We start from the raw sequence: 25,151 nt of genomic DNA on the forward strand, positions 1-25,151 counted from the left end.
GCAACGATATAGCATGATCGAAAAGATATTTAAATTCCGTAGAACCCGGAAATTTTACTTGAAAGTGATCGGCTACACGCTCTTTCTCTCTTTGCTTCCCGTTCTTATCATCAGCATATATCTGTATCACAATGTCAAAGCGTCGCTCAAAACCGAACTGCTTAACGCCAATTCCAACTATCTATCCCAGACGGCCAATGCGCTGGAAATTATTATCAATCAAATCGGCAATAATTTCAAACAATTCGCGCTGGACAGCACGATGCGGGAGTGGGAGAGATTCCCTAGAGGCAGCTACTACGAGGGACTGAACAAGGATATCAGCGATACGGATTTGCCCAATCTGGCACGTTATATCAATAGCAAAGCCAAAGTGAGATGGAATCTGGACAATATGAAAATCTCCAACGATTTCATTCATTCGGTGTTTCTCATCGACAGAGCTAAGGATATTACATTGACATCGATCGGCAGCGAGTTGTCGGAGGATGAAGCGAACGCTCAGAAATGGATCGAAATTCCGGATGACGCAACGGAGTTTCCCTACTTCATGGCAGCGAGATATATCGATAAGCCGGGAGCCGATGCGGAACAAATCCTGCCTGTGATCTACAAATCTTCTAACCTGAATAGCTATATGGTCGTTAACCTCAATGCGGATCTCATCTATGCCAAAATTGTAAAAAATCTCGAGAAGCGGGAGAATGAAAGCTTTTTCGCTTTGTCGAAAAGCAATGCAGTGCTGCTTCACGACGGACGGGAAGAGATGTATGGGGAAATCAGGGCGGAACTGGAGAGCCGTATTCAGGGCGATCATCTTGCGGATCAGGATGTCACGGAGTACAACGGCAAGCGGATACTAGTCACTTCCCAGACGTCGCAGCTTCTCGGCTGGACGTTCGTCAGGGCGATCGATCTGGACGGACTGTACAGCAGTATCTTTCATATCAAAGGGCTCATATTCCTCTCCTCCTTTATGCTGATCGTGGCGACAGGGCTTCTGGCCTTCATGGCCAGTCAAAGCATCTACGGACCCGTATTTCGTTTGCTGGCTTATATGAAAAGTGTCGATTATACCGATCATTTGCCCGTACAACCGAATACGCAGTCGTACGATGAATTCAAGACAATTGAGACCCGCTTTACTCGCTCAATCGAGGACAGAGCCAATCTGCAGCATCGCTTGAAGGAAAGCTTGCCGGCTTACAAGGAGAAGTTTCTGACTACGCTGATCAAGAATAACAGGTATAGCAGGGAAGAAATGATCGAGCGGATCTCCATGCTGGGACTTCGATTTGAACTGGAAGATATGGTGCTGTTGAATGTATGGTTCGATGTGCGGGGCCAGAAGGAGCTGGACTTCTCCAGCAGAAATCTGATCAAGCTGCAAATCGTGGACATTCTGGAGCGGGCGCTCTGCACAAGTCACACCGGTTTTATCGTGGAGATGTCAGAGGACTTGTTTACCGTAGTATTAAATAGCAAGCAGTCAGAGATGATGGACGTCTATGACCTGGCCGAAAATATGAAATCCGAAGTGAAAGGAATACTTGACCTGAGCTGCACGATTGGAATAGGTCGGCATTGTTCGGATGTGTATCAGTTGCACCAGGCGTACGACGAAGCAGAAGAGGCAATCGGGCATCGCGGTAATGGCAGGATGGGTGAAGTCATTTACATTGAGGATGTGCGGCTTGAAAGCCTGCCTGTATTCGCGTATCCCAAGGAAAAAGAAACGACATTAAACCAGTTCGTCAAGAACGGGGAGACAGATCAGGCCAAGCTGGTATTCGCCGAGTTTGTGAAGGAAGTGAAGGAACAGCAGGATCGGGTGCAATATCAGCAGCTGTTGCAGGCTTTTATTCAGCTCTGGGTGCGGTTGTTGGAAACGGCAAGCCATATGCGGCTGGACCTGCCCAAAGTGCTGGGCGTGAAAAACAATCTGTTCACCATGCTCCTGCAAATGAAAGATGTGGAGGAGATGATCGCCTGGTCCGAAGACATGATCGGAGCCATGTCCATTCATATTGAAAGCGCATTCCGGGAAAAGAAAAATAATTATATCCAAGAAGTGATGAAATTGATCGATAAGTGCAGCGGCAACGAGTTGTCCCTGTCGTATGCGGCTGACCATTTGCAGCTGAATCCCGCTTATTTGAGCCGAATCTTCAGAGAGAAGACAGGGATGAACTTCCTGGAATATCTCACCTATGTCCGCATCGAGAAAAGCAAAAAGCTGCTGCATGAAACGGATTGGAAAATCAAAGAGATCGGAGAAATATCCGGCTACAGCAATGTGAACTATTTTATCCGTGTATTCAAGGAAGCGACCGGTACGACCCCGCGGGAATACAGGAAGCTGTACAGCGCTGACGCCTTGTCGGCTAACCCCGGAACCTCGCGCCAATAGAAAGAGAAGTCAATTGTAGATAAGCAATGTCAACTGCAGTTATGTTGCGATTGATAACCGCAGCATTACAATGAAGCTTGGAAGGCGCCTGGGATAGGTCGGAGGAGGAATTCTATCTATGAAGATAAAGGTTTTACAAATTGGTGCCGGTTCAATGGGGATGCGTAGAATTCGGGATTTGACGGCTCGCGGAGATGTGGAAGTCGCCTTATTGGAAATGAGTGCCGATCGAAGAGATCGGGCAAGCAACCAATTCGGGATCCCCTGCTTCGATAGTATGGAATCGGCTTTAGCCTGGGGAGCGGTTGCCATGAGTATTTCCACTCCGCCGCAGTCACACGCACAGTTTGTGGAGATCGCTTTGGACAGGGGGCTGCATTTTTTTTGCGAGGCCGAACTCTTTCCATATCCCCACCGGGAAGTAGAAAATGCAACGGCTGCAAAATCAACGGTGGCCGCCCCCTCATGTACGCTTCTATTTGTGCCGTTGTACAAGGAATTATCGAGAATAGTAAGGGAAGAGCTTGGCGCGCTGCATGCTTATACGTTCAGCTTATCCATTGATATAGCCAGCTGGCACCCGGATGAAGGAACAGAATATTACGCACGCAATCGCAGCACGAATGGGACGAGAGAAATGGTCGCCTTCGAGTTAATCGGACTGGCAGATCTATTTTCCGAACCGCAAGATGTAACGGGTATAGTGCGTACAGGCGGAGAGTTGGGGCCGAATTATGAAGACAGCTGGAGCCTGCAAATGCGCTTGAACAATGGAGGGATTGGACAGCTTGTCGTTCTGGGGGCGAGTCCCCAGGTCGCACGAAAAGGCATTGCCGTAGGTACGAGTGGCACAATCGAGTTTGATCTCCTTACAGGCGATATTCATCGCAGCTTACCGCTACTGGGGATACAGGATACGCGAAATTATGGACAACTGTCTCATCTATTGGAGTCTGTTTACAAAGAAGAGATTGACGCTTTTATTGAGACGATTAAGGGGAGCCGTCAGTGGCCTTATGACTTTCGCAAATCCAACGTGATATGCGGCGCCTTGGCGGCAGCCGAGAAGAGCGCGATTACAGGTAAGGTGGAAAAGGTCGATCCAGACTTTCTGCCCGCTGAATTACCGGATCAGTATGAGGATAATCACAAACGGAGGAATGAACATGGATAAGCTTGGTATGGAGAATGGAATTCAAAACTCGGAACTTTATTGGCAGCGAGCTTCATCGTTGATTCCGTGCGGCACACAATGTCTATCGAAAGGGCCTACCCAATTTATCGATGGATATGCGCCCAAATATTTAGCCAGCGGCAATGGTTGTGTCGTGACGGATGTAGATGGAAATCGCTTAATCGATTATGGGATGGGATTGGGAGCGGTGTCCCTTGGTTATCAATATCCATCCGTGAATTCGGCGATTATTAATCAATTGAACGAGGCGATTACACTAACGCTGATGCATCCGCTTGAGGTCGAGGTTTCGGAGCTCATTCGTGAAGTGGTCCCGTGCGCGGAAAGTGTCAGATTCGGCAAAAATGGCTCGGATGTAACATCGGCCGCAGTGCGTCTGGCCAGAGCCTACACGCGAAAAGATATCATTTTGTGTGGAGGGTATCACGGCTGGCATGATTGGTATGTCATTACAACGGAAAGAAGTGTCGGAATTCCTCCCGTATTAGAAGGGCTAACCAAAAAGTTTACATATAACGATATCAATAGCTTGAAAATATTAATGAACAAATACAAAGGAAGAGTCGCGGCTGTCATCATGGAGCCCGTGGGGGTTATCCATCCGCAGCCTCATTTCCTGGCGGATGTGAAACAACTTGCGCATGACAATGGAGCGCTGCTCATCTTCGACGAAGTGCTGACCGGGTTTAGAATTGCGCTTGGCGGCGCGCAACAGCATTACGGAGTAACTCCGGATTTAGCCACCTTCGGGAAGGCGGTTGCCAACGGAATGCCGTTATCCGTTCTCGCAGGTAAGGCGGAAATAATGTCTGAGCTGGAGAATGTTTTTTTCTCCTTTACTTTTGGCGGGGAAATGCTGTCATTAGCTGCGGCGAAAGCAACCATCGAGGAAATGAAAGCCCATCATACGGTAGATCATGTGAACGCGATGGGAAAGCGGCTGATGGAACAAGGGAATACAATCATCGAGCAGTATGGCCTATCGGAGCGGATCGGCATACAAGGCCCTCATGCCAAAACGTTATTCGTATATAGCGAAGCCCCTGACACCTTGCTGATCAAAAGCTTTCTGCAACAAGAGATGATGCGGAGGGGAATCTTGTTTACGAGCTATAATTATGTGTCCTATTCGCACAAAGAGGAGCAGATTCAATATACGTTGGATGCTTTGAACGATGCTCTATCTGAACTATCAAAGGCAATGAAACAGAACAATCTAGTAGAGAGGCTGGAGGGCAAAGCTGTAGCGCCAGTGTTTCGAAAAGCATAAGCGAATGGGGACGTCAACTGGGATAAAGAAATGTCAATTACAGTTATGTAAACGCTTGCGTGAAAAGACTTATAGTAATGAGGGAACACGAACAATTACAGGATTTTAACTCATGAGGAGGTAGGATTGATGGTAACGCAGGTCGCACGAAAAATCGTTTTTATTTGTTTAGCCGTTCTGATGGCAGCGGGGATTCAGCTTATAAATCCCACGCCGACCTTTGCAGCGGATCCCGCAGTGAATTTAATGCAGGATCCCGGATTTGAAAGCGGAACGCTGAATTCATGGAGTACGACTTCAGCAGTCATAACCAATGAGCCCGCCAATGTCAGGTCGGGCACCTATGCCGCGAAGATTACGCAAAAAGGCGATCAGGTCAATCAGGGCGTGATCGGGTTATTACCGAATACGAAGTATAAAATGACGGGTTATGCCAAAACCGATAGTGGCGCCGTGTTTATTGGCGTGAATAGTTACGGCGGCGACGATTTGTTCGAAGTGATTGCCGGCAATAGTTACACGCAAGGGACAATCATCTTTACGACAGGTGCAACCAACACGTTCGCCCATGTATTCTGTTATAGACCGAGTGGAGAAACGGGAAGCGCCTATTGCGACGATTTCTCGTTAGAGGAAGTGCCCGATGTCGTGCTTGACGTACCTAACGTTTTCCCGATTGGACTTTTTTGGCCGCCCGGACCGGACGATACGACAGATGAAAGATATAAAGAAATGAGAGAGATGAATGCGAATTTTTTCATCGGAAACAATTATGTCGTATCTCCGGGAATTAACGATACCGCATTACAGCTGGCGGAAGCCAACGATTTCAAAATTATTGTTAACGATAGCCGCTTCGCTGTAGATTTTTACAACTCCACACAGGTTGTAGGAGGGGGATCTCTTGAAGTTAGTGATACTCAGCCGATCGGGCAGACATTTACGGTAAAGAGAGAGGATTTGGATACCGGCTGGTACATCGAAAACGTTAAGCTCTTTGTCGATCCCGCCTCGGCCTGGGATCCAGGTACGGCACTGACGCTTGCAATTTACGAGAGTCCGGCTAAACAAACTTTATTAAACAGCATTACGATAAACGCAAGAGATAGCGCATTCGGGATAGGGAATATACCAATCAGCTTAAACCAGTCTTATTATATGGAAGTTACGAGCAATAGCTCCACCCCTGTATTATTGTCGGCCAGCACGAATGATGCTTATAGTGATGGAGGGGCGTATGTGAACGGTACGTCGGACAATGTCGATCTGATGTTTGATATTACGTACTTTCAGCTCGTCTATGCCGATGGAGCCAGACTGCGTCCATCTGATGCCAGCTTGGACGCCATCGCCGAGGACTATAAGGATTACGAAGCGAACAAAGGTTATTATTTGCTTGACGAACCAAGCAGTAAATTGTATCCCTATCTGCAACAATCCATTAGACGCTTAAAAGCAAACGATCCCGATCATATGGTGTTTGTGAATTTGTTGCCCAATTATGCAACCCCCGAACAACTGGGTTTCGCCGATTATACGACGACTGAACAATTAACAAACGGACAATCATTAGGACAAACCTTCACAACGTTACCGGGACAGACACATCTCTCTACCATTCAGATTTGGATCGATCGCCAAACATGGAATGAAGGCGAGGAAGCGGCCCTTAAACTATGGGATTCTCCGTCAAAAACGCACCTGATTGCAAGCGGCAGCCGTATCGGTTCAAATACGGACTGGCCGCAGTTTAATCTGAATACGACTGTCCAGGAAAACACGCAGTATTATATGGAGTTGACGGTGGAGGGGACGGGTTCTATTGACGGGGTCGTCCGCTCGAATAATGGTGATAACTGGATCAACGACGGAACGGCTTATAAGGATGGATTGGCAATAGATGCTGATCTATGGTTTACGATCGATCAGAACATTCAAGGCGGGACTTATGAGGATTATGTATACCGCTGGGCAAGCACCAAACCGGATATTCTCTCCTTTGACTTTTACCCTTTCGCCAAATGGGAGGAGTTTCGAGCCGGTTACTATACCAATCTCGAAACGATCCGCAAGCAAGCGCAATTAGCCGGAATTGATTTCTGGAGCTATATGCAATCGGTAGGGGATAACTGGCTGCGCGATCCTAATGAATCCGAAATGCGTTATCAGGTTTATACAAACCTGGCCTACGGGGCAAAAGGATACATGTGGTATACCTACTTTACACCGCCTGGACATAACAATGCTCTTATTCGGTCTGACGGAACCAAAAACAATTCCTATTACTGGGCAAAGGCCATTGATGCCGAAGTCCAATTTCTCGGCTCGACGCTGACGAAGCTAACTTCAAATGCAGTCTATCATACCGGCAACACGATTCCGGATGGAACAACGGCGCTGCCTGCTCATTTTTTCTGGCAACAGGTTGGCGAACAACCTGCTGTAATCGGATATTTCAGCCATGAAGACGGTCGGAAATATGTGATGGTCGTGAATCAGGACTATAAAAATGCGCAGACCTTGTCGTTTCAATTAGCGCCCGGAATTCAGTCGGTGATAGAAGTATCCAAGACGACTGGGGCAGAGGTGAGCACCAATTTCGACAGTATGACGAGAACGCTATCGGATCACTTCAAAGCGGGCGAAGGCAGATTATATGCCTTGGATGCTTCGTTTAGCGATACGAGCACCACGTTAACGACTGAAGGAAGCTCGGTTCCTGCGGGGACGGAATTTAAGGTTAGCTACGGTTTAAGCAGTGTCAGCGAGGCAGTGTACGGGCAGGATATCCAATTGGATTATGATGCTGCTGTCATGGAATTTGTTTCCGCGAGATCCTTGATAGAAGATGTCGCACTTGTAGAGGTTGTCAAAGAGCCTGTGGGTAAGCTGCGGTTGATTGTGGCCAGTCAAGGTCCGGGGCATGCGATTACGGGCAACGCGCAAGTGGTAGAGCTGACCTTCAGAGCTAAAAATATTTCAGTAACGGCAGAAGGCGAAATCTCGATTACGAGCGCAACGCTTGGAAACGATCAAGGAAACGAATCGCCGGCGGCGTTGTCGTCCATCCGTATTCAGATTGCTACAGGAGGCACGGGTGGAAACAGCACGGACATCAATCAAGACGGAAAAGTGACGATAGGCGATTTGTCCATTGTGGCGGCTCATTACGGTAAAGACAGCAGCAGTCCGGACTGGCTGCAAGTTAAAAAAGCGGATATCAACGGAGATGGCAAAATCGATATTCTCGATCTCGCTGCGGTTGCCAAAAAGATAGTGAAATAGGGGGGGGACGGGAAGGGGAGCGCCCCTTCCCGGTCTATAGAAAAGGGTGATACAATGAAGCGCAAACAGATTGTTATCCACATGCTGATCTTCCTGTTCTGTTATTCGTTGGCGCTTCCTGCCGTCACCTATGCCGAGCAGGCGCCGTCATTTCAAATCGCTGCCCATAAACTTGCCGATGGAAAAGTGATTGTTAAGATGAACGGCAACAAAATGAAGGATTTATACGGCTATGAGGCCAGATTTACATTTGATCCCGAACGGGTCGAGCTTGTGGAAACCGCTTCAAGTCTGGACGGCTTTTCTGTATCGCCAATTATCAAGAACAACGAAATCATCATTGCTCATACCAAGATCGGAAATGTAAGCGGAGAGTACGGAGATATTCCCATCGGCAGTCTGACATTCAAGATGAAAAACCACGGGACCTCAGTCGTCAGGTGGGAATCGATGAAGGTGGTCGACCACAATTTATCGAATCAAACTTTTTCTATAGGAAAGAGCATCACTGTGGCAAAGTTTTTTGTGGATTTGGAGGGCCATTGGGCTAAGACAGATATAGAACTGCTCGCTTCCAAAAACATCGTCAAAGGAATGGACGAAGATCATTATGCTCCGGATGCGCAAGTAACCAGGGCACAGTTTGTTGCGCTAATCGCTAGAGCTCTCAATTTAAAAGCGAGTTCAAAGCAAAGCCCGTTTACGGATGTTGCGCCCGGTTCTTGGTATGAGAAGGAATTAAAAAGCGCATATTCGACAGGCATTATCCGAGGAATTACAGAAACGAGCTTTGCTCCTGGGAAGAAAATCACAAGGGAAGAAATGGCCGTCATGATCGTTAGAGCGAGAAACTATGCCTCGGATTCTGCATTAAGAGACCTTGCCGACGCCGATTCGGTAATGACTTTTGCTGATTCGGAAAACATAAGCGAGTGGGCCAAAAAGGAAATCCAGCTTGCTGTCGGATTAGGCATTATGAATGGCAGAACGAAGATCAGGTTTGTTCCCCAGGATCAGGCGACAAGGGCTGAAGCAGCCACAGTCATTAGAAGATTGTTGACTTCGTTAAATCTTCTTTGAAAACAGGTGATTCATCCTGCCTGTTTTTTCTTTTTTTGTTGAAACAGGATTACCGGTTGGCTGTATTCAATATCGAAATTGGAGTGAAGGCCATTGTTATATACGATTCCAAGGAACATGATTAGGAGTCTATGGAGAAGATTTGCGTCGAAGCTCTTTAATAAAATGATTCTCCTATACTCTCTATTGACCTTACTCCCGCTGATCCTCGTGATTAGTGTCTTTTATTATAAGTCATCTGCAATATTGGAGACGAAAATCACCGATTCGAAAAAACAATCTCTGGTAGAGATGGTCGATAAAATTGATGGATATTTACGGGAGGTTGCTCTCCAAGCTGCACAGATCCAAAAGGACGATCTGATTGCAACCGCTTTACGGGAAGATTATGCGTCGAGTGAAGAGAATCGGGAGAGCTTTGCGGCTAGAGAAAACCGCGTTAATGAACGGCTATCCGAGCTGATCTTAAGAAGCGAATTTATGGATGCGATCTACCTGATTAACGCCAACCAAGAAGTTTATTATGCCGATAAAGAATACCGGTTTGAGTCTAATCTTGCTTTGGAGGCCATGGCGCGCGAGAAGCCTGAGGCTTTCGTATGGGCTCCCTTTAACGATCATAATCGATTGGTAGGCGCCAAGGAAATTATTCATGAACCGACTGGAAAAAGAATCGGTTTATTGGTCGTTATGTTAAACCCGGAGAGGGTAGCAATGGCTTATTCAACTTACGGCAGCCAAGAGTTCTTTATAACAAATGTCGGCGGGCTGATCCTTTCCAATTCGGATCAACAACTCATAGGCACCCGTCTACGTCACCCGGATACGAAAAATACAGTCGTACTGGAAAGAGGATCGGCATATTCGGGTTTTCGCTTTATCAGTCTTTTTTCAAAGGCGAACTTCAATCAAGAAATAAATAGTTTGGCTTTTTTTGCCTTGTTGATTACAGCGGCAACATGGCTTCTTGTGCTTATTCTAACCATTATTCTACTGCGCCGCGTGACTACGCCGATTGCGAGATTAAGTCGATTGATGGGAAAGGCGCAGAAGGAGGTTTACGAAAAGATAGATAATATTAAAACCATCGATGAAGTCGGCCGACTCTGTGTCAGCTTTAATCATCTTATTACGGATATTCAAAATTTAATCGAAAAGGTTTACAAGGTTGAACTGCTGAACAAAGAGGCCGAGCTCAAAATGATTAAGGCCCAGATCAATCCTCATTTTCTATACAACACGCTGGAATCCGTCAATATTATGGCCAAGGAGCTTGGTTCTACCGCCATACCGGACATGATCCGATTACTGGCTGCGATTTTTCGCTTTTCCATCTCGCCGGGAAGCGACTTGATCCCTTTGAAGAATGAGCTTCAATTCGTTTTGTACTATTTACAGCTAGCTAAATATCGATATAAGGAACGTTTGACTTGGACCATCGACGTTTCGGAAGAGCTGCAGCAGTTAATTGTGCCGAAGCTCATTTTGCAGCCCCTTGTGGAGAACGCCATCCTTCATGGAATAGATCAAATCGAAGGACAAGGCAGTATTAAGATCAGCGCTTATTTGCAAGGGTACGACTTGATTGTCGAAATTCAAGATAATGGAGCGGGATTGAACCTGCCATTCAAGGGTCAGCAAAGCTCGGGAATCGGCTTAAATAATGTGAAGCAACGGATCCAGCTCCTGTACGGCAATAGATATGGATTAGCGATAGAGCCGGCATCGGACTGCGGGACGATCGTACGCTTGCGCTTGCCTATCAATATTAATGAAGGATGATGACATGCAATGAAAATCATGATTGTTGACGATGAAGAGCTCATCCGGAATCACCTTGCCCATTTAACGGAATGGGACGAGATAGGCTGTCAAATAACAGGTGTTGCGGCCAACGGAGTCGAAGCGCTTAAGCGGATTCCAGCGGATAAACCGGATCTCATTATTACCGATATCCGGATGCCGTTAATGAACGGCATTCAATTGGCGGAGCAAATTAAGGTCAGATTCCCGCACATCCGTTTTCTCTTTTTGACCGCATACAGCGATTTTCAGTACGCGCAGCATGCGGTAAAGCTTGGAGCGGCAGATTTTATCCTGAAGCCCATTCAGAATGCGGAGCTGCTGCACGCCGTCGAATTAATTGTACAAGGAGAAGAGCGCATAAGCAGGGAGGATCGACTCAAGCAAGAGCAAGTCATCCAAGCCATGCTTAGTCCGGTCGCTGTGCCGGATAAATATGAAGTTGCCCTTGAGCAAAGGCTGGAAGACCGCGAGATCATTGTCATCTGTGTGGTAATCGATAATGCGGATGTCCTCGCAGAGGCTGGAGAAGTGTATTCGTGGGTTGCACTAAGGGAAGCCGTCACGCAAATTGTTCATTACAATCCCTATAGCTATTGGGATTATACGGATAGCAAGGGGGTGTATCTCATCTTATTTAAGCCGCATGGCGATTTGTGGGATATGCGCGTGGATAGCATGAAAATGGCGGGTGAAATGCTTGAGCGCTGCAAAGATTCGTTTCCGTTTGCAGTATCCATCTGTATCAGTAAAGTGAAATCTTCCATTGTATATTTGGATCAAGCCTGGAAAGAAATTAAGGATTGCCTGGATTATCGGATGCTGCTGGGCAAGGGCTCGATCATTTCTAATGATGCGCTCCCTCATCTTGTGAAGGGCAACATTAACGGAGCGGAAAACCAGCTTAACGAGTTAACCGTTATGTTGCGCAAAGGGGAAAAAGAAAAAGTGCCCTCCTATTTGCTTTCCATATCGAGGGAGATGATGGGGAAAGGACTGACCAAAACCAATATCCATACTTTTGCGTTGCAAGTTGTTCAAAAGGTAGAAACGCTTTTGCTGGAATACAATTTGCGAATTCCGGAAGAAATTCAATTGCATACGCGCAAGACAATTTTATCATTTGATATCTTGTTTGATTTAATGATATTTCTGGAACAGTGGGTGGAAGAAGCCGCGGATCGGATTATCGCAATCCGCCAAAATCATTCTGTGAATGGGCTGGTCAAAGAAATCTGTGCTTATATACGAAGTAAATCTGCTGAAGACATGACCTTAGAGAGGTTAGCAGACGATTTTCATATGAACCATTCTTATCTCAGTCGGTTGATTAAAAAGGAAACGGGTCATAATTTTCGCGATTTACTCTGGTCCTACAGAATTGAAGATGCGAAACGGATGCTGCTTGAAACGAGACTGAAGGCAAATGAAATCGCGTATGAGGTCGGGTTTAAGGATCCGGCGCATTTTAGTCTATTATTCAAAAAACATGTGGGTTTGAGTCCAATGAATTATCGCGAGCAAATCAAACCCTAGTGCGAACAACAAACGAGTCAACTACAGCAAAGCAATGTCAATTGCAGTTATTCGGCGCTTTGTGTCCGAAAGCTATAATTGGACTATGCAATGGAGTCCTATTAAAAACAGGGGGAACGAAGAATGAGGAAGGTTAGTCTGGGCAGATTCGCGTCTGCGTCTGCATCCGTTTTATCCTTATCGTTATTGATTTCAGCGTGCGCAAGCAACAATTCGAAAGCGGATCCAACATTACCGGCATCGTCGGTTGCGCCATCGGCAACGGAGCAAGCGTCAACCGCGTCGGAAATTCCGACCAAGGAGATGACGATCAAGTTTGACCCGCAAGGGTATTTGCCGCGCGAAAGCACGACGAAGGATCCGGCCGTGCACAAAGTGATGCAGGAGTTGGCTGACGAATATACGAAGCTGAAGCCAAACATCAAGATTGAGTTTGTTGAAGTGACGGCGCCTGACCGCAAGGCTTGGCTGCAAGCAAGAATGCTTAGCAAGGATGCGCCGGATATTTTCTGGACAAATTTCGAGGAAACGTGGACCAACTATCAGAAGGGTTGGTTTCTCCAGATGGACCCTTGGCTTAATAAGCCGAACCCTTACAATGATAATCAGATTTGGAAGGATACATTTGTGCCGGGCATTATTGACGCAGTAAGAGCGCCGGATGGAAGTGCGTACACGATTCCCGGAGACGGTGTAGCGATCGGTATATATTACAACAAGACAATCTTCGATAAGCTGAGTTTAACCGTGCCGACAACATGGACTGAATTCATCGAGGTTCAGGAGAAGATTAAAGCTTCCGGCGTCATACCGATGGCCTTTAGCACAGAATCCGCTTCTTCCGGTCCTTGGTCCGATACGATCATGCACAGCGAATTTATGCTCGACAAAATCACTGACAGGGATACGAGCGGAAATGGCAGATTAGAGCCAAATGAGCTTGTCAAAGCCATCAAAGAAGGAAAGTTCCCGCTTAAAGAAGTCGTTAATCAAGAGTATTCGTTGATGAAGGAATGGTCACAGTATTGGCCCAAAGGCTTTAATGCGCAAATCGATGAAGAGCAAATGTTTGAATCCGGCAAGGCCGCCATGTGGATGGCCGGAAACGCGTATTCGGATTACTTGAACAAGTCGGATTTCGGATTTGATTACGGCGTGTTTAGCTTCCCGGCCATTACACAAGATGTTGCACCTGCAGCTTCGGGTCAAGCTGCCAAAATTTACGGCCCTTGGGGGCCGGCACAATGGCTGGTGCCTGGTTATTTGAATCAGGAGGATCCGGATAAAGTGGCCGCTATTATCGATTTTCTCATGTTTCTTAGCAGTCCCGATCATATGACGCGAATTTCGGCGGAAGGCCTGACGATTCCAAACATTGTCGGAGCAGTAACTCCCAAGGGGCAGGAGCCCTTTGTAAACGATATCCCGCTTACGATTATGCAAGGTTACCATGCGATACTTGATGCGCCGTTCAAAGATAAAATGAAAGCAGCCATACAGTTCTACCTTAATGGAGATTGGACCATTGATAAGTTCAGTGACGAAGTCATGAAATATTATACAGAAGCCGCTGATCGCATGGCAGAGGCGAATCCAGACTGGTTGAAATAATTATACTTTCTGAATCGTCCATAATAGGGGGCTTCTCCAGGGAGGCCCCTTTATTCATATTACAGGAATGGGAGATGACAGATGCCCGCTTCAATATGGAAAAAAGTGAACATTAAAGCTTATTTATTTCTGCTCCCTACAATTGCATTGATCATGACCTTTAGTTATTACCCGGCGTTATCCGCATTTTATTATTCGTTTACGAATTGGGATGGATTTCTGACAGCCAAGTATATTGGGTTCAAAAACTTTGAAATCATCTTTACTTCGGAGGAGTTTCGTCAAGCTTTCCTTAACTTATTTTGGTTCTCCGCATTTAATGTGCTCACGTCACTCACGGTTCCGCTACTCGTTGCCTTGCTCATTTATAAAGTCAAGCATCTCAAGCTGCAGAATATGTACCGTTTATTGTTTGTGTTTCCGATGGTAGTACCGGGTATGGTTACGATTTTGCTGTGGCAATTCATATTAAACCCCGATGTAGGGTTGATCAATTCCTTTCTTGCGGCAATCGGCATCCCTGACGAGAAGCTGCCTTTGTGGCTGGCGAGCATGCGAATGGCACTTCCATCGCTATTGCTAGTGGGGTTCCCTTGGGTATCGGGGGTGTATGTATTGATCTTTCTAGCGGGGTTTCAAAGTATACCGGGCTCCTTGCGTGAGGCGGCTATTGTGGATGGAGCAAACGGGAAAATATTGTTTTTCCGCATAGAGCTGCCGCTGATCATGTCGCAAATTAAGCTGATCATGATCTTGACGATGATATCGGTTATCCAAACCTTTAGTCTGCAGCTCGTTCTGACCAACGGGGGACCGGCCAATAAGACTACCGTTCCGGGTTATATCATGTATCGTGAAGCGGTGATCAATAGTCAATTGGGATACGCTTGTGCGATCGGTGTCGTATTATTTATTATGATTTTTCTCCTTACAATCATCAATAATAAATTTCTCAAATCGTCAACGGAATTCGAGAGGTGAGAGATCATGAATAAGTTGACCTATAGCTCCATAAGTAAGCATGCCGTATTAGCAACGCTTGGCATTCTGACGTTCATACCGTTTATTATGCTGCTGCTGATCTCCTTTAAGGATGCGCAACAATTTGCCAGTCACCGCTGGACACTCACGTTTCCCCTGCATCTGGAAAATTATACGGAAGCTTGGCATCAGATTCGGAGATTTATTTTAAATAGTTTTATTATTAGCGGCGTAACGGTTGTTGGCGTAATTATCGTGTCATGCCTGGCTGCTTACGCCCTTGCCCGAATGCGTTTTTTTCTCAAGGAGCAGATTTACTTTTTGATTATTTCATTATTGATGATTCCAAGCGTCCTAACCTTAGTACCGCTTTTTGGAATTGTGATTAAACTGCATATTCTGAACAATTGGCTTGGATTATGGGGGCCTTATATCGCCGGGGGTCAAGTGTTCTGTATCTTTGTCTTACGTTCGTTCTTTGCGTCATTGTCGGAAGAGATGTTCGAAGCGGCGCGAATGGATGGCGCAGGGGAGGCCAAAGTACTGTTCAGCATCGTCGTGCCGCTGTCGAAGCCGATCATCGGGACATTGGCGATGTTAAATATTTTATCAACTTGGAACGAATATGTGTGGCCGATCATGGTCATGAATAGCATCGAATTGCAGCCCATTCCCGTTGGACTTCTTTATTTCACGCAGAAACAAACGGACTATGGCTCATTGTTCGCAGGCTATGCGATTGCTTCTGTTCCGCTCGTGTTGTTGTTTGCATTGGCCAGTAAGCAGTTTGTCGAAGGATTATCCTCAGGTTCGGTCAAGATGTAAACGGTTCAATATAAATCGTAGTGGAGGCTTTCTTGATGAGGAATGGAACAGTCGGCAAAGTCGTGTTGGAGCTTTCTCCGTCGGAGGATAATCCGCGTAATAGCGAAGGGTCGTTTATCGACTTGAAGGATGGTCGATTGATGTTCGTTTACAGCCGCTTTGTGGGCGAAACCGAAGACGATTACGCTTTTGCTTTAATCGCCAAAAGATATTCTTCCGACCAAGGGAATAGTTGGTCCGAGGATGAGATCATCGCAAGCCCGAGAGAATACGACGCCCTGAATATTATGAGCGTAAGTTTACTGCGTCTTGCCAACGACGATATCGGGTTATTCCATCTGATTCGATATGGCTTTCATGATACCAGGCTTTATTTGCGGAGATCATCGGATGAGGGGGAAACCTGGAGTAAAGCGGTTTGTTGTATGCCGGGACCGGGGTATTACAATGTCAATAACGATCGCGTGATTCGGCTATCCAGTGGAAGACTTGTGATACCGGCATGTTATTTTCGGTTGCAGGGCAACGATACGACAGATTTAAGCTCGTGGGATCCTCGCGCAATTTTAATGTTTTGCCTGTCTGATGACGATGGGGCTACCTGGCGGGAATCCCGCTCCTTCCATGCCCTTCCTGTCGCCTGGTCGGAAGCGGGCTTCGACGAGCCTGGCGTCATCGAGCTAACGAATGGCACGCTCTGGGCGTGGATTCGAACCGATCTCGGCCGACAATACGAGTCGTTTTCTACTGATGGCGGGGAGACTTGGAGTGTGCCGACCGCTTCGATATTCACTTCGCCCAGCTCTCCGCTTTCCATGAAGCGGATCCGACAATGGAATAACGTTCTATTGGCGGTATGGAACCCTATTCCAACCTATCAAACACGCATTTATGAGAGGCATTCCGGGGGGCGATCACCGCTTGTTGGCGCAATCAGTCGCGATGAAGGAAAGACTTGGGAAGAAGAAATTGCGATAGAGACGGACGAGCGATCGGGATATTGTTACACAGCTATTCATTTTGTTGATGATTCCGTATTACTGGCCTATGCCGCCGGAAACGCAGATGAAGGCTTCTGTCTGCGAAGACTTCGTATCCGAAAAATGAAGCTGTCGGAGCTAATGAGCACATAAGGAGTGGAGGCCAAAAAGTCAAAATTCATCCCGCAAAAAATTTAGGCTCGTCCACCTGATTAAAAATCGGCAAAACAGTCCAATAGTTATTAGATCCAATCTACACAGGAGGCGATATTCATGCTGAAGGCTGTAGAAGTGAACTTGGATATGGACGAGATGATTATCCGGCTGGAAAAGGCGAGCGAGTCGACCCCGATCGAATATACAAAACTGAACAAACTCGTGCTCGCGAAGGAACCCGTCCGTAAAATGCTGTGGGTAGTTGACGTGAGAACGATCAGGGTATACTCTCGGGAGATGGAGGAGCCGTTCATGATCGCCAGCGACAAAGTCAGAGATTTCGACAAGGTCGAGGACTACCTCCTCAAGATCGCCGATAAGTACGATGTCGAAGTTTCACCGATGTCGACGTTCGGTTGACCGGCAGTGAGGGAGATGCCCAGAGGCGCTTAACCTCCGGGCATCTCCCTCGCGCTGCGGAATCAACTTCAGAACGGAAGGCTTTGATTTATTTTGGTATTACCATATTATCTTATAAAGGAGAGCTGTTCATGCATGTGATGAAGATGTTTGAGCTCGATCGCAAAGTCGCGATCGTAACGGGCGGTTCCGGTTTATATGGCGAGCATATTTCGCGCGCTTTAGGAGAAGCAGGAGCGGTTGTCATTGTTGCCTCGCGCGGACTGGAGAAATGCCAGCAGTTGGTGAAATCTTTGCGCAGTGATGGCTATGAGGCGTTTGCATGGCGCCTGGATTTGGCGGACGAAGGGAGCATCGGGCAATTTACGGCAGAGGTGACGGCGGAATTCGGCCAGATTGACATATTGGTCAATAATTCCGTATCCCGAACCGGACTAAACGATATCGAACAAACGACTGCAGAAGGATGGCTTCGGGATCAGCAAGTTAACGGCCTGGGGACGATGCTGCTAACGAAAGCGATCGTGCGCACGATGAGGGAACGCCGGACGGGAAACATCATCAATATTTCTTCCATTCAAGGGATACTGGGCCCTCATTTTCCCGTATACGGAGAAAGCGGCATGACGAGCGGAATTGAGTATACGTATGCCAAGTGGGGCATGGTCGGAATGACAAAATGGCTGGCCAATTACTATGGAAAGTATAATGTCCGCGTTAACTGCATCTCTCCTGGAGGTTATAATCCCGTCAATACGGAGCAAGAAATATCGTCGAGCGAATTTTTGCAGCGGTATATTGAACGAACGCCCTTGGGACGACTCGCGGACGAAGACGATATAAAGGGCGCGATCGTCTATCTTGCTTCCGAGGCTTCGAAATACGTTACGGGTCACAATCTTGTACTTGATGGGGGATGGAGCAGTTGGTAGCGGATAGGGGGGCGACTGGCGGAAAGTATTATTGGAGAATCCGTTGACCGCTATTTTTTCAAGTGCTATATTGGTAATACCATAAGATGTGTACGGAGGAAACGATGGAACGGATCCTGGAAGAAGAGTATCGAATGCTAAGCCGGTTGGCTTGCGACAAAATTAGAGGCTATATCGCCGACAACAGGCTCAAAGCCGGGGATCGACTGCCTACCGAAAGAGCGCTCGCGGAGCAATTGGAGGTAAGCCGGCCGGTTATCAGGGAGGCGCTGGGAACGTTGGAGGCGCTCGGGCTGATCGTGAAGAGGCAGGGAAAAGGCATTTTTCTCAAGGATCCGAATTTTTCTGTTTTGTTCCATGAAATGATGGGGGTGTGGCAGCAGGACGAGGACAGCGCAGATCAGGTGCTGCAGTTCCGCGTTTTGCTTGAGCAAGCAGCCGTAGCCCCGATTATCGAGCAGGCCGACGATGCGGATTATGAGCGGCTCTCCGCGCTTATTGCCGAGTCGGAAAAGGAAGGGGTGTCGCACAGCGATTTCATTCGGCTGGATTATTTGTTTCACAGCGAACTGCTCGGCCTGACGCGGAATGCATTGTTTATCCAACTGACCGATGTCGTGAACAAGTATTTTCATTGGGTGGAGGCGAGCAGTCGGTCCAACAGAATGTTGGACGGCATTCAGCGCACGATTCGCCAGCATAGAGAAATCGTCCGCGCACTGCAAGCGAAGGACAGGGAAGGCGCGTCGCGGCTGTTGAAAATGCATTTGACCGGGGAAGGATAACGAGATGAAGCCATTGAAACGGATGAGTCTGAAGGATGTCGTCATTAGAAAGCTGCACGACTATATCGCGGAGCATGAGCTTCAGCCCGGTGATCGATTTCTGAACGAGAAGGAGATCGTTCAGTGGGTCGGCGCGAGCCGGACGGTTGTGCGCGAAGCGCTAAAGGCGATGGAAGCCGTAGGCGTCGTGCGGATCAAGCCGGGAGACGGTGTGTTCGTGAATGAGTCCTCGGTACATCATCTGGTCAACCAGTTTTCTTTTCGCTGGTCGCGGGATCGCGCGCGCATGCTGGAGTTGTTGGAGACGCGTACGATGCTGGAACTGTCGGCCATTGAACTGATCGTGAAGCGGGCGGAAGAGAGTGAGACGATTCCGACCGCCGTCGATTTTCGGGAAATCGAGGCGAATCTCGAACAGATGGAGAGAGACATTCAGCTCAAAAAATCCATTGTTGAAGGCGATATCGAATTCCATCGCACGCTGTTCCGAATGACGGGCAATCGGACGTTCTTCGAGCTAAGCGAGGTGATTACCCAGTATTTTAACGAAGTTCGGGAACGTCGAATAGCGGAGGCTGACAGCTACGGAAATACGCTTGTCGAGCATGCTCGGATCGTTCAATTGCTTAAGCAATCGGATGCAGAAGGCGCCAAGAAAGTGATGATTGAACACCTAAGCCCGTTAAAAGAAATTATTATGAATGGGCGGTATTGAGGGAGTTGAGGGCTACTTTCAGGTGGCTTTAATATGGTATTACCATAATATATTTATGAGAAAGGGAACTGTGAATGACCAAGACGGCGACGCGGGGAATATGGAAATATGAGAGACGGATTCCTGAAATTATGGAGAGAAACCGGATTACGCTTGGCGAGGGGCAGACGCCGCTAATCAAAAGTACGCGGATAGGGCCGGAGGTAGGGCTTACCAACTTGTATTTCAAGCTGGAATCGCTCAATCCGACAGGATCGTATAAGGACCGTATTTCTGCGCTTGGCGTATCGCTCGCGAAGGAGCGCGGTTTGACCGCCTGTATCGGCACGACTTCGGGAAATGCGGGGGGATCGATTGCCGCCTATGCGGCCAGGGCCGGGTTGAACTATCACGTATATGTACAGGAAAATATCGTCGCATCGAAGCTGGAACCGATGATCGTGCACCGGGCGAGCATTGTGAAGGTTAAAGGGTTTGGCTTCAATCCGGAGGTCGGCAACCGCGTGTTTGCCAAGGTGCTGAAGAACGCGCAAAGCCGGAACCTGGAGCTTTTAATTACGGCATACGCATACGCGCCTGAGGCGATGGAGGCTGTAAAAACGATTGCTTACGAATTGACGGAGGAGGGTGCAGAGGATGCGGACGTGGTATTTATGCCCGCAGGAGGAGGCGGGCTGCTCACGGGCATCTACAGGGGGTATCGCGATCTCTTGGAAGACGGGGCTATACGCTGCCTGCCGAAGCTGGTCGCCTGCCAATCGACAGGCTGCGCTAATATCGCCAAGGCTTGGCAACTCGGCTTGGACAAACCGGTAGATGGAGCGTCAACCGCTATGATTTCCGGTATTCAAGTGCCGAATCCGCCTGACGGCGTTCAAGCTTTGCAGGCTTTGCAGCATAGCGGCGGCTTTGCCGAAGCGCTTCCCGACGCCGACACTTGGCATTGGCAGGAGCAGTTGGCTGTCAAGGAAGGGATTTTCTGCGAACCGGCAGGCGCCATCGCCTTGGCAGGCGCAATACAGGCGGCCAAGGAGGGGCGTATCGGCCGGAATGCCAATGTGGTCTGTATCGTATCGGGAGCCGGCTACAAGGATGTCGATCGGATGAGCGCGATGGTGAAGCAATTACCGGACATTCCAATGATCGATACGGATGAACTATAAGGAAGCGAGGAGGAGCGGGATGGAGCAAATCCGGTTGGGGATTGTCGGGCTAGGCCGTTTTGCCAAGCAGCATATCGAATGTCTGAAGCAAATTCCGGAAGTCATCATCGCGGCAGTCTGCGATATTCGAGGCGAAACGGCTCAAGCGTTCGGAGATGAGCTGGGATGCGGCAGTTATACGGATGTGCAGGAGATGCTGCGCGCCGAATCGCTCGATGCGCTCGATGTGCTGACGCCGGAGATGAACCATTACGAGGCCGTAATGGCGGGCTTGGAAGCGGGATGCGATGTTTTCGTGGAGAAGCCGCTGGCAAGCGATCTGACTGAGGCGGAAAAGATGGTCGGCACGGCAGCCGAACGAGGGCGTCTCCTTATGGTTGGACATGTGATGCGCTTCGATCAACGGTATTTGCAGATGAAGAATGCCATTGCGCGAGGGGATATCGGGCGCGTTCGTTCCATCTACGCCAGGCGAAGCGACAAGCGTGAATACTTCGGACTTTACAAGCGGTCGCCTGTCGTCTTGATCTTGGGCGTTCACGATATCGACCAAATCTTATGGATCAAAGACGAACTGCCGATAGAAGTTTACGCCAAAAATTCTTGTTCCCCGGAAGGCGAAGATATGGTGTGTGCGATGATGACTTTCGCAGACGGCACCGTTGCGATGATGGACAGTAATTGGATGACGCCGCGCCAATGGCCCGCTCCTCAGGATCAATACATGCAGATCATGGGGGATGAGGGCGTGCTGCGTGTACAACATCCGGACGAGGCGTTCAGCCTGTGCGCGGAGCAACGTTATGAGGTTCCTTACTTGTACACTTCCCGGGATATTTACGGGCGGCTCGAAGGGCCATTGATGTCGGAATTATCGCATTTTGTGGATTGTGTACGCGGTTCTGCGCCATCTTCCATTCTTCGTCCTGAAGATGCTTTGAATGTCATTCGCGTAACGACGGCGATCCTTCGTTCTTGCGATCGAGGACAGCCGGTCAGCATCGGCTCGGGGAGTGTCTGATGCGGATTAGCGAAAAAGTTTACTGGATCGGCAGCGGCCTTCTCGGCATGAACGCGACAGACGAGTTGGATTGCAACGTCTATCTGCTCGATGGCGGCAGCGAACAAGCGATCATCGATTGCGGCACGGGGTACGGGCTGATGAACATAATGGAGGAACTAAGGCGCGATGGGTTCGATCCTGAATCCGTTCGGTACATCTTGCTCACCCATGCGCATATGGATCATGCAGGAGGCGCGGCCGCAATGCGGGAACTGACGGGGGCGCGAATTGTTGCATCGCGGTTATCCGCATCGTTCCTGGAACGCGGAGATGAAGAGGCGATCGGCTTGGCGCAAGCCAGAGAAGCAGACGTATATCCTTCCGATTGTCGTTTGAACGCCTGTAAAGTGGACAGTGTGGTCGAACATGGCCAGCTGATGCAGATCGGGGACCTGACTGTCGAAGTGATCGAGACGCCGGGGCATAGCTGCGATATGATCAGTTTTTTCATCCCGGATATCCGAACGCTGTTTTGCAGCGACAATGTGTTCGTCGGGGGGCGGATTGCCGCGATCGATACGCCCGATTTCTCGATGGATCAGTTGTTTCAATCTTTGATGCGGCTTGGGAATTTGCATGTGGAGCGCTTAATGCCGGGGCATCTGACGCCTGTAGTGAGAAACGGCATCGTACCGATCCGGAAGGCCGTGGATCAATTTATGTGCGGCTCCATACCGGAATCAATCGTTTGAATCCATCAACCACTTATCTGAGGAGGCTCTTATATATGAGTAACGGCTATTATCCGGCCTTAGGGACGCCGCTGGACCGGGATGGCAGCGTTCTGACCGGAAGTTTGATCAAGCACGTGGAGGATCAGATCGGGAGAAAAGCTGAAGGGCTGCTTGTCATGGGATCGATGGGCATGCAGCCGATGATTAAGGACAGCGAATATGCGAAGGTGGCCCAGATCGCAGCGGAAGCGGCGCGCGGGCAATGTCCGGTCTACGCGGGCGTAATGGACAATTCAGTCGCACGCGTCAAAGACCGGATCGAGAGACTGCAAGGGATCAAACTGGAAGGCGTCGTAACGACGGTTCCGTTTTATTTTCAAAGCACACAAACGGAAATTATTGCTTTCTACCGGGCAATTGCCGACACGTCGCCCTATCCGCTCTATTTATACGATCTGCCCGGGGTCACTCAGTGCAAAATTCAAGCGGCTACCGTGATCGAGCTGATGCGCCATCCGAACATTCGAGGCATCAAGTCGGGGGATCTTGCATTGGTAAGGGGATTAAGCCGCAGCTTGAGGGATGTGAATCCGGAATTTGAGGTGATCTATAGCGGACTCGATACATTCGATGTTGCTTATTCATTCGGCATTACGAGAACGTTGGACGGCATGTTCAGCTGCACGTCCCAGATTGCAGAGAGGATGTATGAGGCGTTGCAGGCAGGCAACCTTGAGAGTGCTGCGGGGCATTTGGACAGCATTGTCGGTCTCCGCAATCTGTTCGTCGAAGTCGGCGTATTTCCCGGTTTTACGCATGCAATGAACTTGCTCGGTTTCGAAGGCGACTTTCACCCGGATTATAGTTCGCGGCTAAATCCGCAGCAGGCGGATAAAGTAGAAAGCTATATGCGGCAAATTCGGCTGATTTGAGCAAGAGCGGCATTGGAACTAACGGAGGGGGCTAAAACGCATGGCGATGAAACGTGAAGAGATCGAAAGGTTCCGGCTCGAAGCTTACCCCGCGGTCGTTAAGGAACAAATTTACCTGACTTATGAAGGGGTCGACGGTTCGGCGGCGGAAATTCCGCTGCATCTGATCAAGGGGGCCGATTCCGGTCCGGTGCTGCTGATGCTTGCGGCCATTCACGGGGATGAGTACGAAGGTGTGCAGACGATCATTGAGCTGGGGCGTATGTTGTCGCCTACAGATATTCGCGGGACGCTGCTTATGGTTCCGATTGCAAATGAATACGCCTATCGCGCGGCAGACCGGCTGACTCCAGAAGATGGGCGCAATCTGGCGCGGGAGTTTCCGGGAAAGCGGGAAGGATCTGCAACTGAACGGTTAGCGTGGCATCTGGGCAAAGGTCTGATCGCAAAAGCTGACTTCCTGCTGGATATGCATAGCGGCGGGACTTACTATGAGGTGCCCGAATTCGTCGGCTATTATGATAATGACGACAACGATACGGGAAGGAGATCCAGGGCGGCCGCCGAAGCGTTCGGATTCGAAGTGTTATGGGGACATGACCAAGTGTCGCCGGGCCGGACGGTGTCTTACGCAGGCGATTGCGGAATTCCGTGGTTGTACACGGAAGCTTTCGGCGGGAGACGCGTCAAGTACGATGAGCAGCAGCGGCTGCGTCAAGGCGCGCTGCGGTTGATGCGCCATCTAAGCATGCTGGCCAACCCGACGCAATGGATTCAAGAGGAGGTTATACCGGAGATTCGTTACCGATTAACCGGTAGTGGCGATTTCGACGGCTCGGTTACAGCGGAGGAGGAAGGCTTCTTTATCCCTTCGGTTGCACTGCTGCAGAACGTTAGACAAGGCGATGTAATCGGTAATGTCTATAACGGCTTTGGAGAAACCATTCGGAGTTATCGGGCGATTTGCGACGGTGTCATCGTTGGGCTCGCGGGAACGCCGGCCTTGAAGCAGGGCGCGCTCGTTTATTTGATTGCCCGCTCTCATCCGGCACGAGCGGGGATTTGATCTGTTACATGATCAGACACGAACGTTCGCAGAGGATGACAGAATCGCACCTGCATTGGCACGGAACTTGCACAGCGCGGAGTTGAAAGCGGCATCTCACCGGGCGGGTACTTACGTCATCTTCTTCCCTGCGGATCTACATCGCCCCGGGGGGGGGGGGGGGGGGTGGGGGGGGCCCCCGGGGCAAAAAAGCTGGGTTTAAGGTTAAGGTGGGTTAAACAAACTCAAATTTTTACAAACATAAACCCCGGGATATGTTCTTTGGGGGG

The 25,151-nt window shown here is 48.9% G+C and carries 20 protein-coding genes; all 20 read left to right on the plus strand.

All coding sequences use genetic code 11. The features are described 5' to 3' along the window. The first annotated feature begins 13 nt into the window (after positions 1-13). Positions 14-2,410 (plus strand): helix-turn-helix domain-containing protein, encoded by a 2,397-nt coding sequence (locus DFP98_RS37215; RefSeq protein ID WP_116065706.1) that lies wholly within the window; start codon positions 14-16, stop codon positions 2,408-2,410. A gap of 118 nt (positions 2,411-2,528) precedes the next feature. Then, on the plus strand, positions 2,529-3,584 hold the full coding sequence (locus DFP98_RS37220; RefSeq protein ID WP_116065707.1) for a Gfo/Idh/MocA family protein: 1,056 nt from the start codon (positions 2,529-2,531) through the stop codon (positions 3,582-3,584). Beyond that, a complete protein-coding gene (locus DFP98_RS37225) occupies positions 3,577-4,875 on the plus strand; it encodes an aminotransferase class III-fold pyridoxal phosphate-dependent enzyme (protein WP_116065708.1) in 1,299 nt (432 codons plus the stop codon). The genes DFP98_RS37220 and DFP98_RS37225 overlap by 8 nt, the downstream gene beginning before the upstream one ends. A gap of 129 nt (positions 4,876-5,004) precedes the next feature. Then, the gene (locus DFP98_RS37230) at positions 5,005-8,160 is read left to right on the plus strand and encodes a cohesin domain-containing protein (RefSeq protein WP_116065709.1); all 3,156 of its coding nucleotides are present in this window, start codon (positions 5,005-5,007) and stop codon (positions 8,158-8,160) included. Between the two features lie 54 nt (positions 8,161-8,214). Further along, the gene (locus tag DFP98_RS37235; protein ID WP_116065710.1) at positions 8,215-9,240 is read left to right on the plus strand and encodes an S-layer homology domain-containing protein; all 1,026 of its coding nucleotides are present in this window, start codon (positions 8,215-8,217) and stop codon (positions 9,238-9,240) included. A 246-nt stretch (positions 9,241-9,486) separates the two neighbouring features. Continuing rightward, positions 9,487-11,022, plus strand: a complete 1,536-nt coding sequence (locus tag DFP98_RS37240) for a cache domain-containing sensor histidine kinase (RefSeq protein ID WP_181918172.1) — start codon at positions 9,487-9,489, stop codon at positions 11,020-11,022. A 9-nt stretch (positions 11,023-11,031) separates the two neighbouring features. Then, complete coding sequence (locus tag DFP98_RS37245) at positions 11,032-12,579, plus strand: response regulator transcription factor (RefSeq protein WP_116065712.1); 1,548 nt, start codon at positions 11,032-11,034, stop codon at positions 12,577-12,579. Between the two features lie 366 nt (positions 12,580-12,945). Further along, positions 12,946-14,190: an ABC transporter substrate-binding protein gene (locus DFP98_RS37250; protein WP_181918173.1), complete on the plus strand. Its 1,245-nt coding sequence runs from the start codon at positions 12,946-12,948 to the stop codon at positions 14,188-14,190. Between the two features lie 81 nt (positions 14,191-14,271). Beyond that, the gene (locus DFP98_RS37255) at positions 14,272-15,171 is read left to right on the plus strand and encodes a carbohydrate ABC transporter permease (RefSeq protein WP_116065714.1); all 900 of its coding nucleotides are present in this window, start codon (positions 14,272-14,274) and stop codon (positions 15,169-15,171) included. Between the two features lie 6 nt (positions 15,172-15,177). Further along, positions 15,178-15,996 carry a carbohydrate ABC transporter permease gene (locus DFP98_RS37260; protein WP_116065715.1) on the plus strand — a complete coding sequence of 273 codons (819 nt, stop codon included), beginning with the start codon at positions 15,178-15,180 and terminating at the stop codon, positions 15,994-15,996. A 140-nt stretch (positions 15,997-16,136) separates the two neighbouring features. Beyond that, positions 16,137-17,129 carry a sialidase family protein gene (locus tag DFP98_RS37265; RefSeq protein WP_220377225.1) on the plus strand — a complete coding sequence of 331 codons (993 nt, stop codon included), beginning with the start codon at positions 16,137-16,139 and terminating at the stop codon, positions 17,127-17,129. A 120-nt stretch (positions 17,130-17,249) separates the two neighbouring features. Further along, positions 17,250-17,552, plus strand: a complete 303-nt coding sequence (locus DFP98_RS37270) for a hypothetical protein (RefSeq protein ID WP_116065717.1) — start codon at positions 17,250-17,252, stop codon at positions 17,550-17,552. A 131-nt stretch (positions 17,553-17,683) separates the two neighbouring features. Next, positions 17,684-18,484 (plus strand): SDR family NAD(P)-dependent oxidoreductase, encoded by an 801-nt coding sequence (locus DFP98_RS37275; protein WP_220377226.1) that lies wholly within the window; start codon positions 17,684-17,686, stop codon positions 18,482-18,484. 104 nt (positions 18,485-18,588) lie between these two features. Then, complete coding sequence (locus tag DFP98_RS40090; RefSeq protein ID WP_181918175.1) at positions 18,589-19,269, plus strand: FadR/GntR family transcriptional regulator; 681 nt, start codon at positions 18,589-18,591, stop codon at positions 19,267-19,269. Positions 19,270-19,273: 4 nt separating this feature from the next. Beyond that, a complete protein-coding gene (locus tag DFP98_RS37285; RefSeq protein ID WP_116065719.1) occupies positions 19,274-19,984 on the plus strand; it encodes a FadR/GntR family transcriptional regulator in 711 nt (236 codons plus the stop codon). A 74-nt stretch (positions 19,985-20,058) separates the two neighbouring features. Beyond that, positions 20,059-21,147, plus strand: a complete 1,089-nt coding sequence (locus tag DFP98_RS37290; RefSeq protein ID WP_116065720.1) for a pyridoxal-phosphate dependent enzyme — start codon at positions 20,059-20,061, stop codon at positions 21,145-21,147. A gap of 19 nt (positions 21,148-21,166) precedes the next feature. Then, entirely contained in the window at positions 21,167-22,168 is a 1,002-nt protein-coding gene (locus DFP98_RS37295) for a Gfo/Idh/MocA family protein (protein ID WP_181918176.1), read from the plus strand. Next, complete coding sequence (locus DFP98_RS37300; RefSeq protein WP_116065722.1) at positions 22,168-22,902, plus strand: MBL fold metallo-hydrolase; 735 nt, start codon at positions 22,168-22,170, stop codon at positions 22,900-22,902. The genes DFP98_RS37295 and DFP98_RS37300 overlap by 1 nt, the downstream gene beginning before the upstream one ends. Positions 22,903-22,937: 35 nt before the next feature. After that, positions 22,938-23,816, plus strand: coding sequence for a dihydrodipicolinate synthase family protein (locus DFP98_RS37305; RefSeq protein WP_116065723.1), 879 nt, complete (start codon positions 22,938-22,940; stop codon positions 23,814-23,816). A gap of 40 nt (positions 23,817-23,856) precedes the next feature. After that, a complete protein-coding gene (locus DFP98_RS37310) occupies positions 23,857-24,882 on the plus strand; it encodes a succinylglutamate desuccinylase/aspartoacylase family protein (RefSeq protein ID WP_116065724.1) in 1,026 nt (341 codons plus the stop codon). Positions 24,883-25,151 lie beyond the last annotated feature (269 nt).

Origin of the sequence: Cohnella phaseoli (assembly GCF_003386235.1) — a bacterium.
Classification (GTDB): domain Bacteria; phylum Bacillota; class Bacilli; order Paenibacillales; family Paenibacillaceae; genus Cohnella; species Cohnella phaseoli.

Bases quoted from the DNA above. Each gene is read 5' to 3' on its own strand.
- DFP98_RS37215 (WP_116065706.1), top strand. From the start codon at position 14: ATGATCGAAAAGATATTTAAATTCCGTAGAACCCGGAAATTTTACTTG.
- DFP98_RS37220 (WP_116065707.1), top strand. From the start codon at position 2,529: ATGAAGATAAAGGTTTTACAAATTGGTGCCGGTTCAATGGGGATGCGT.
- DFP98_RS37225 (WP_116065708.1), top strand. From the start codon at position 3,577: ATGGATAAGCTTGGTATGGAGAATGGAATTCAAAACTCGGAACTTTAT.
- DFP98_RS37230 (WP_116065709.1), top strand. From the start codon at position 5,005: ATGGTAACGCAGGTCGCACGAAAAATCGTTTTTATTTGTTTAGCCGTT.
- DFP98_RS37235 (WP_116065710.1), top strand. From the start codon at position 8,215: ATGAAGCGCAAACAGATTGTTATCCACATGCTGATCTTCCTGTTCTGT.
- DFP98_RS37245 (WP_116065712.1), top strand. From the start codon at position 11,032: ATGAAAATCATGATTGTTGACGATGAAGAGCTCATCCGGAATCACCTT.
- DFP98_RS37255 (WP_116065714.1), top strand. From the start codon at position 14,272: ATGCCCGCTTCAATATGGAAAAAAGTGAACATTAAAGCTTATTTATTT.
- DFP98_RS37260 (WP_116065715.1), top strand. From the start codon at position 15,178: ATGAATAAGTTGACCTATAGCTCCATAAGTAAGCATGCCGTATTAGCA.
- DFP98_RS37265 (WP_220377225.1), top strand. From the start codon at position 16,137: ATGTTCGTTTACAGCCGCTTTGTGGGCGAAACCGAAGACGATTACGCT.
- DFP98_RS37270 (WP_116065717.1), top strand. From the start codon at position 17,250: ATGCTGAAGGCTGTAGAAGTGAACTTGGATATGGACGAGATGATTATC.
- DFP98_RS37275 (WP_220377226.1), top strand. From the start codon at position 17,684: ATGCATGTGATGAAGATGTTTGAGCTCGATCGCAAAGTCGCGATCGTA.
- DFP98_RS40090 (WP_181918175.1), top strand. From the start codon at position 18,589: ATGGAACGGATCCTGGAAGAAGAGTATCGAATGCTAAGCCGGTTGGCT.
- DFP98_RS37285 (WP_116065719.1), top strand. From the start codon at position 19,274: ATGAAGCCATTGAAACGGATGAGTCTGAAGGATGTCGTCATTAGAAAG.
- DFP98_RS37290 (WP_116065720.1), top strand. From the start codon at position 20,059: ATGACCAAGACGGCGACGCGGGGAATATGGAAATATGAGAGACGGATT.
- DFP98_RS37295 (WP_181918176.1), top strand. From the start codon at position 21,167: ATGGAGCAAATCCGGTTGGGGATTGTCGGGCTAGGCCGTTTTGCCAAG.
- DFP98_RS37300 (WP_116065722.1), top strand. From the start codon at position 22,168: ATGCGGATTAGCGAAAAAGTTTACTGGATCGGCAGCGGCCTTCTCGGC.
- DFP98_RS37305 (WP_116065723.1), top strand. From the start codon at position 22,938: ATGAGTAACGGCTATTATCCGGCCTTAGGGACGCCGCTGGACCGGGAT.
- DFP98_RS37310 (WP_116065724.1), top strand. From the start codon at position 23,857: ATGGCGATGAAACGTGAAGAGATCGAAAGGTTCCGGCTCGAAGCTTAC.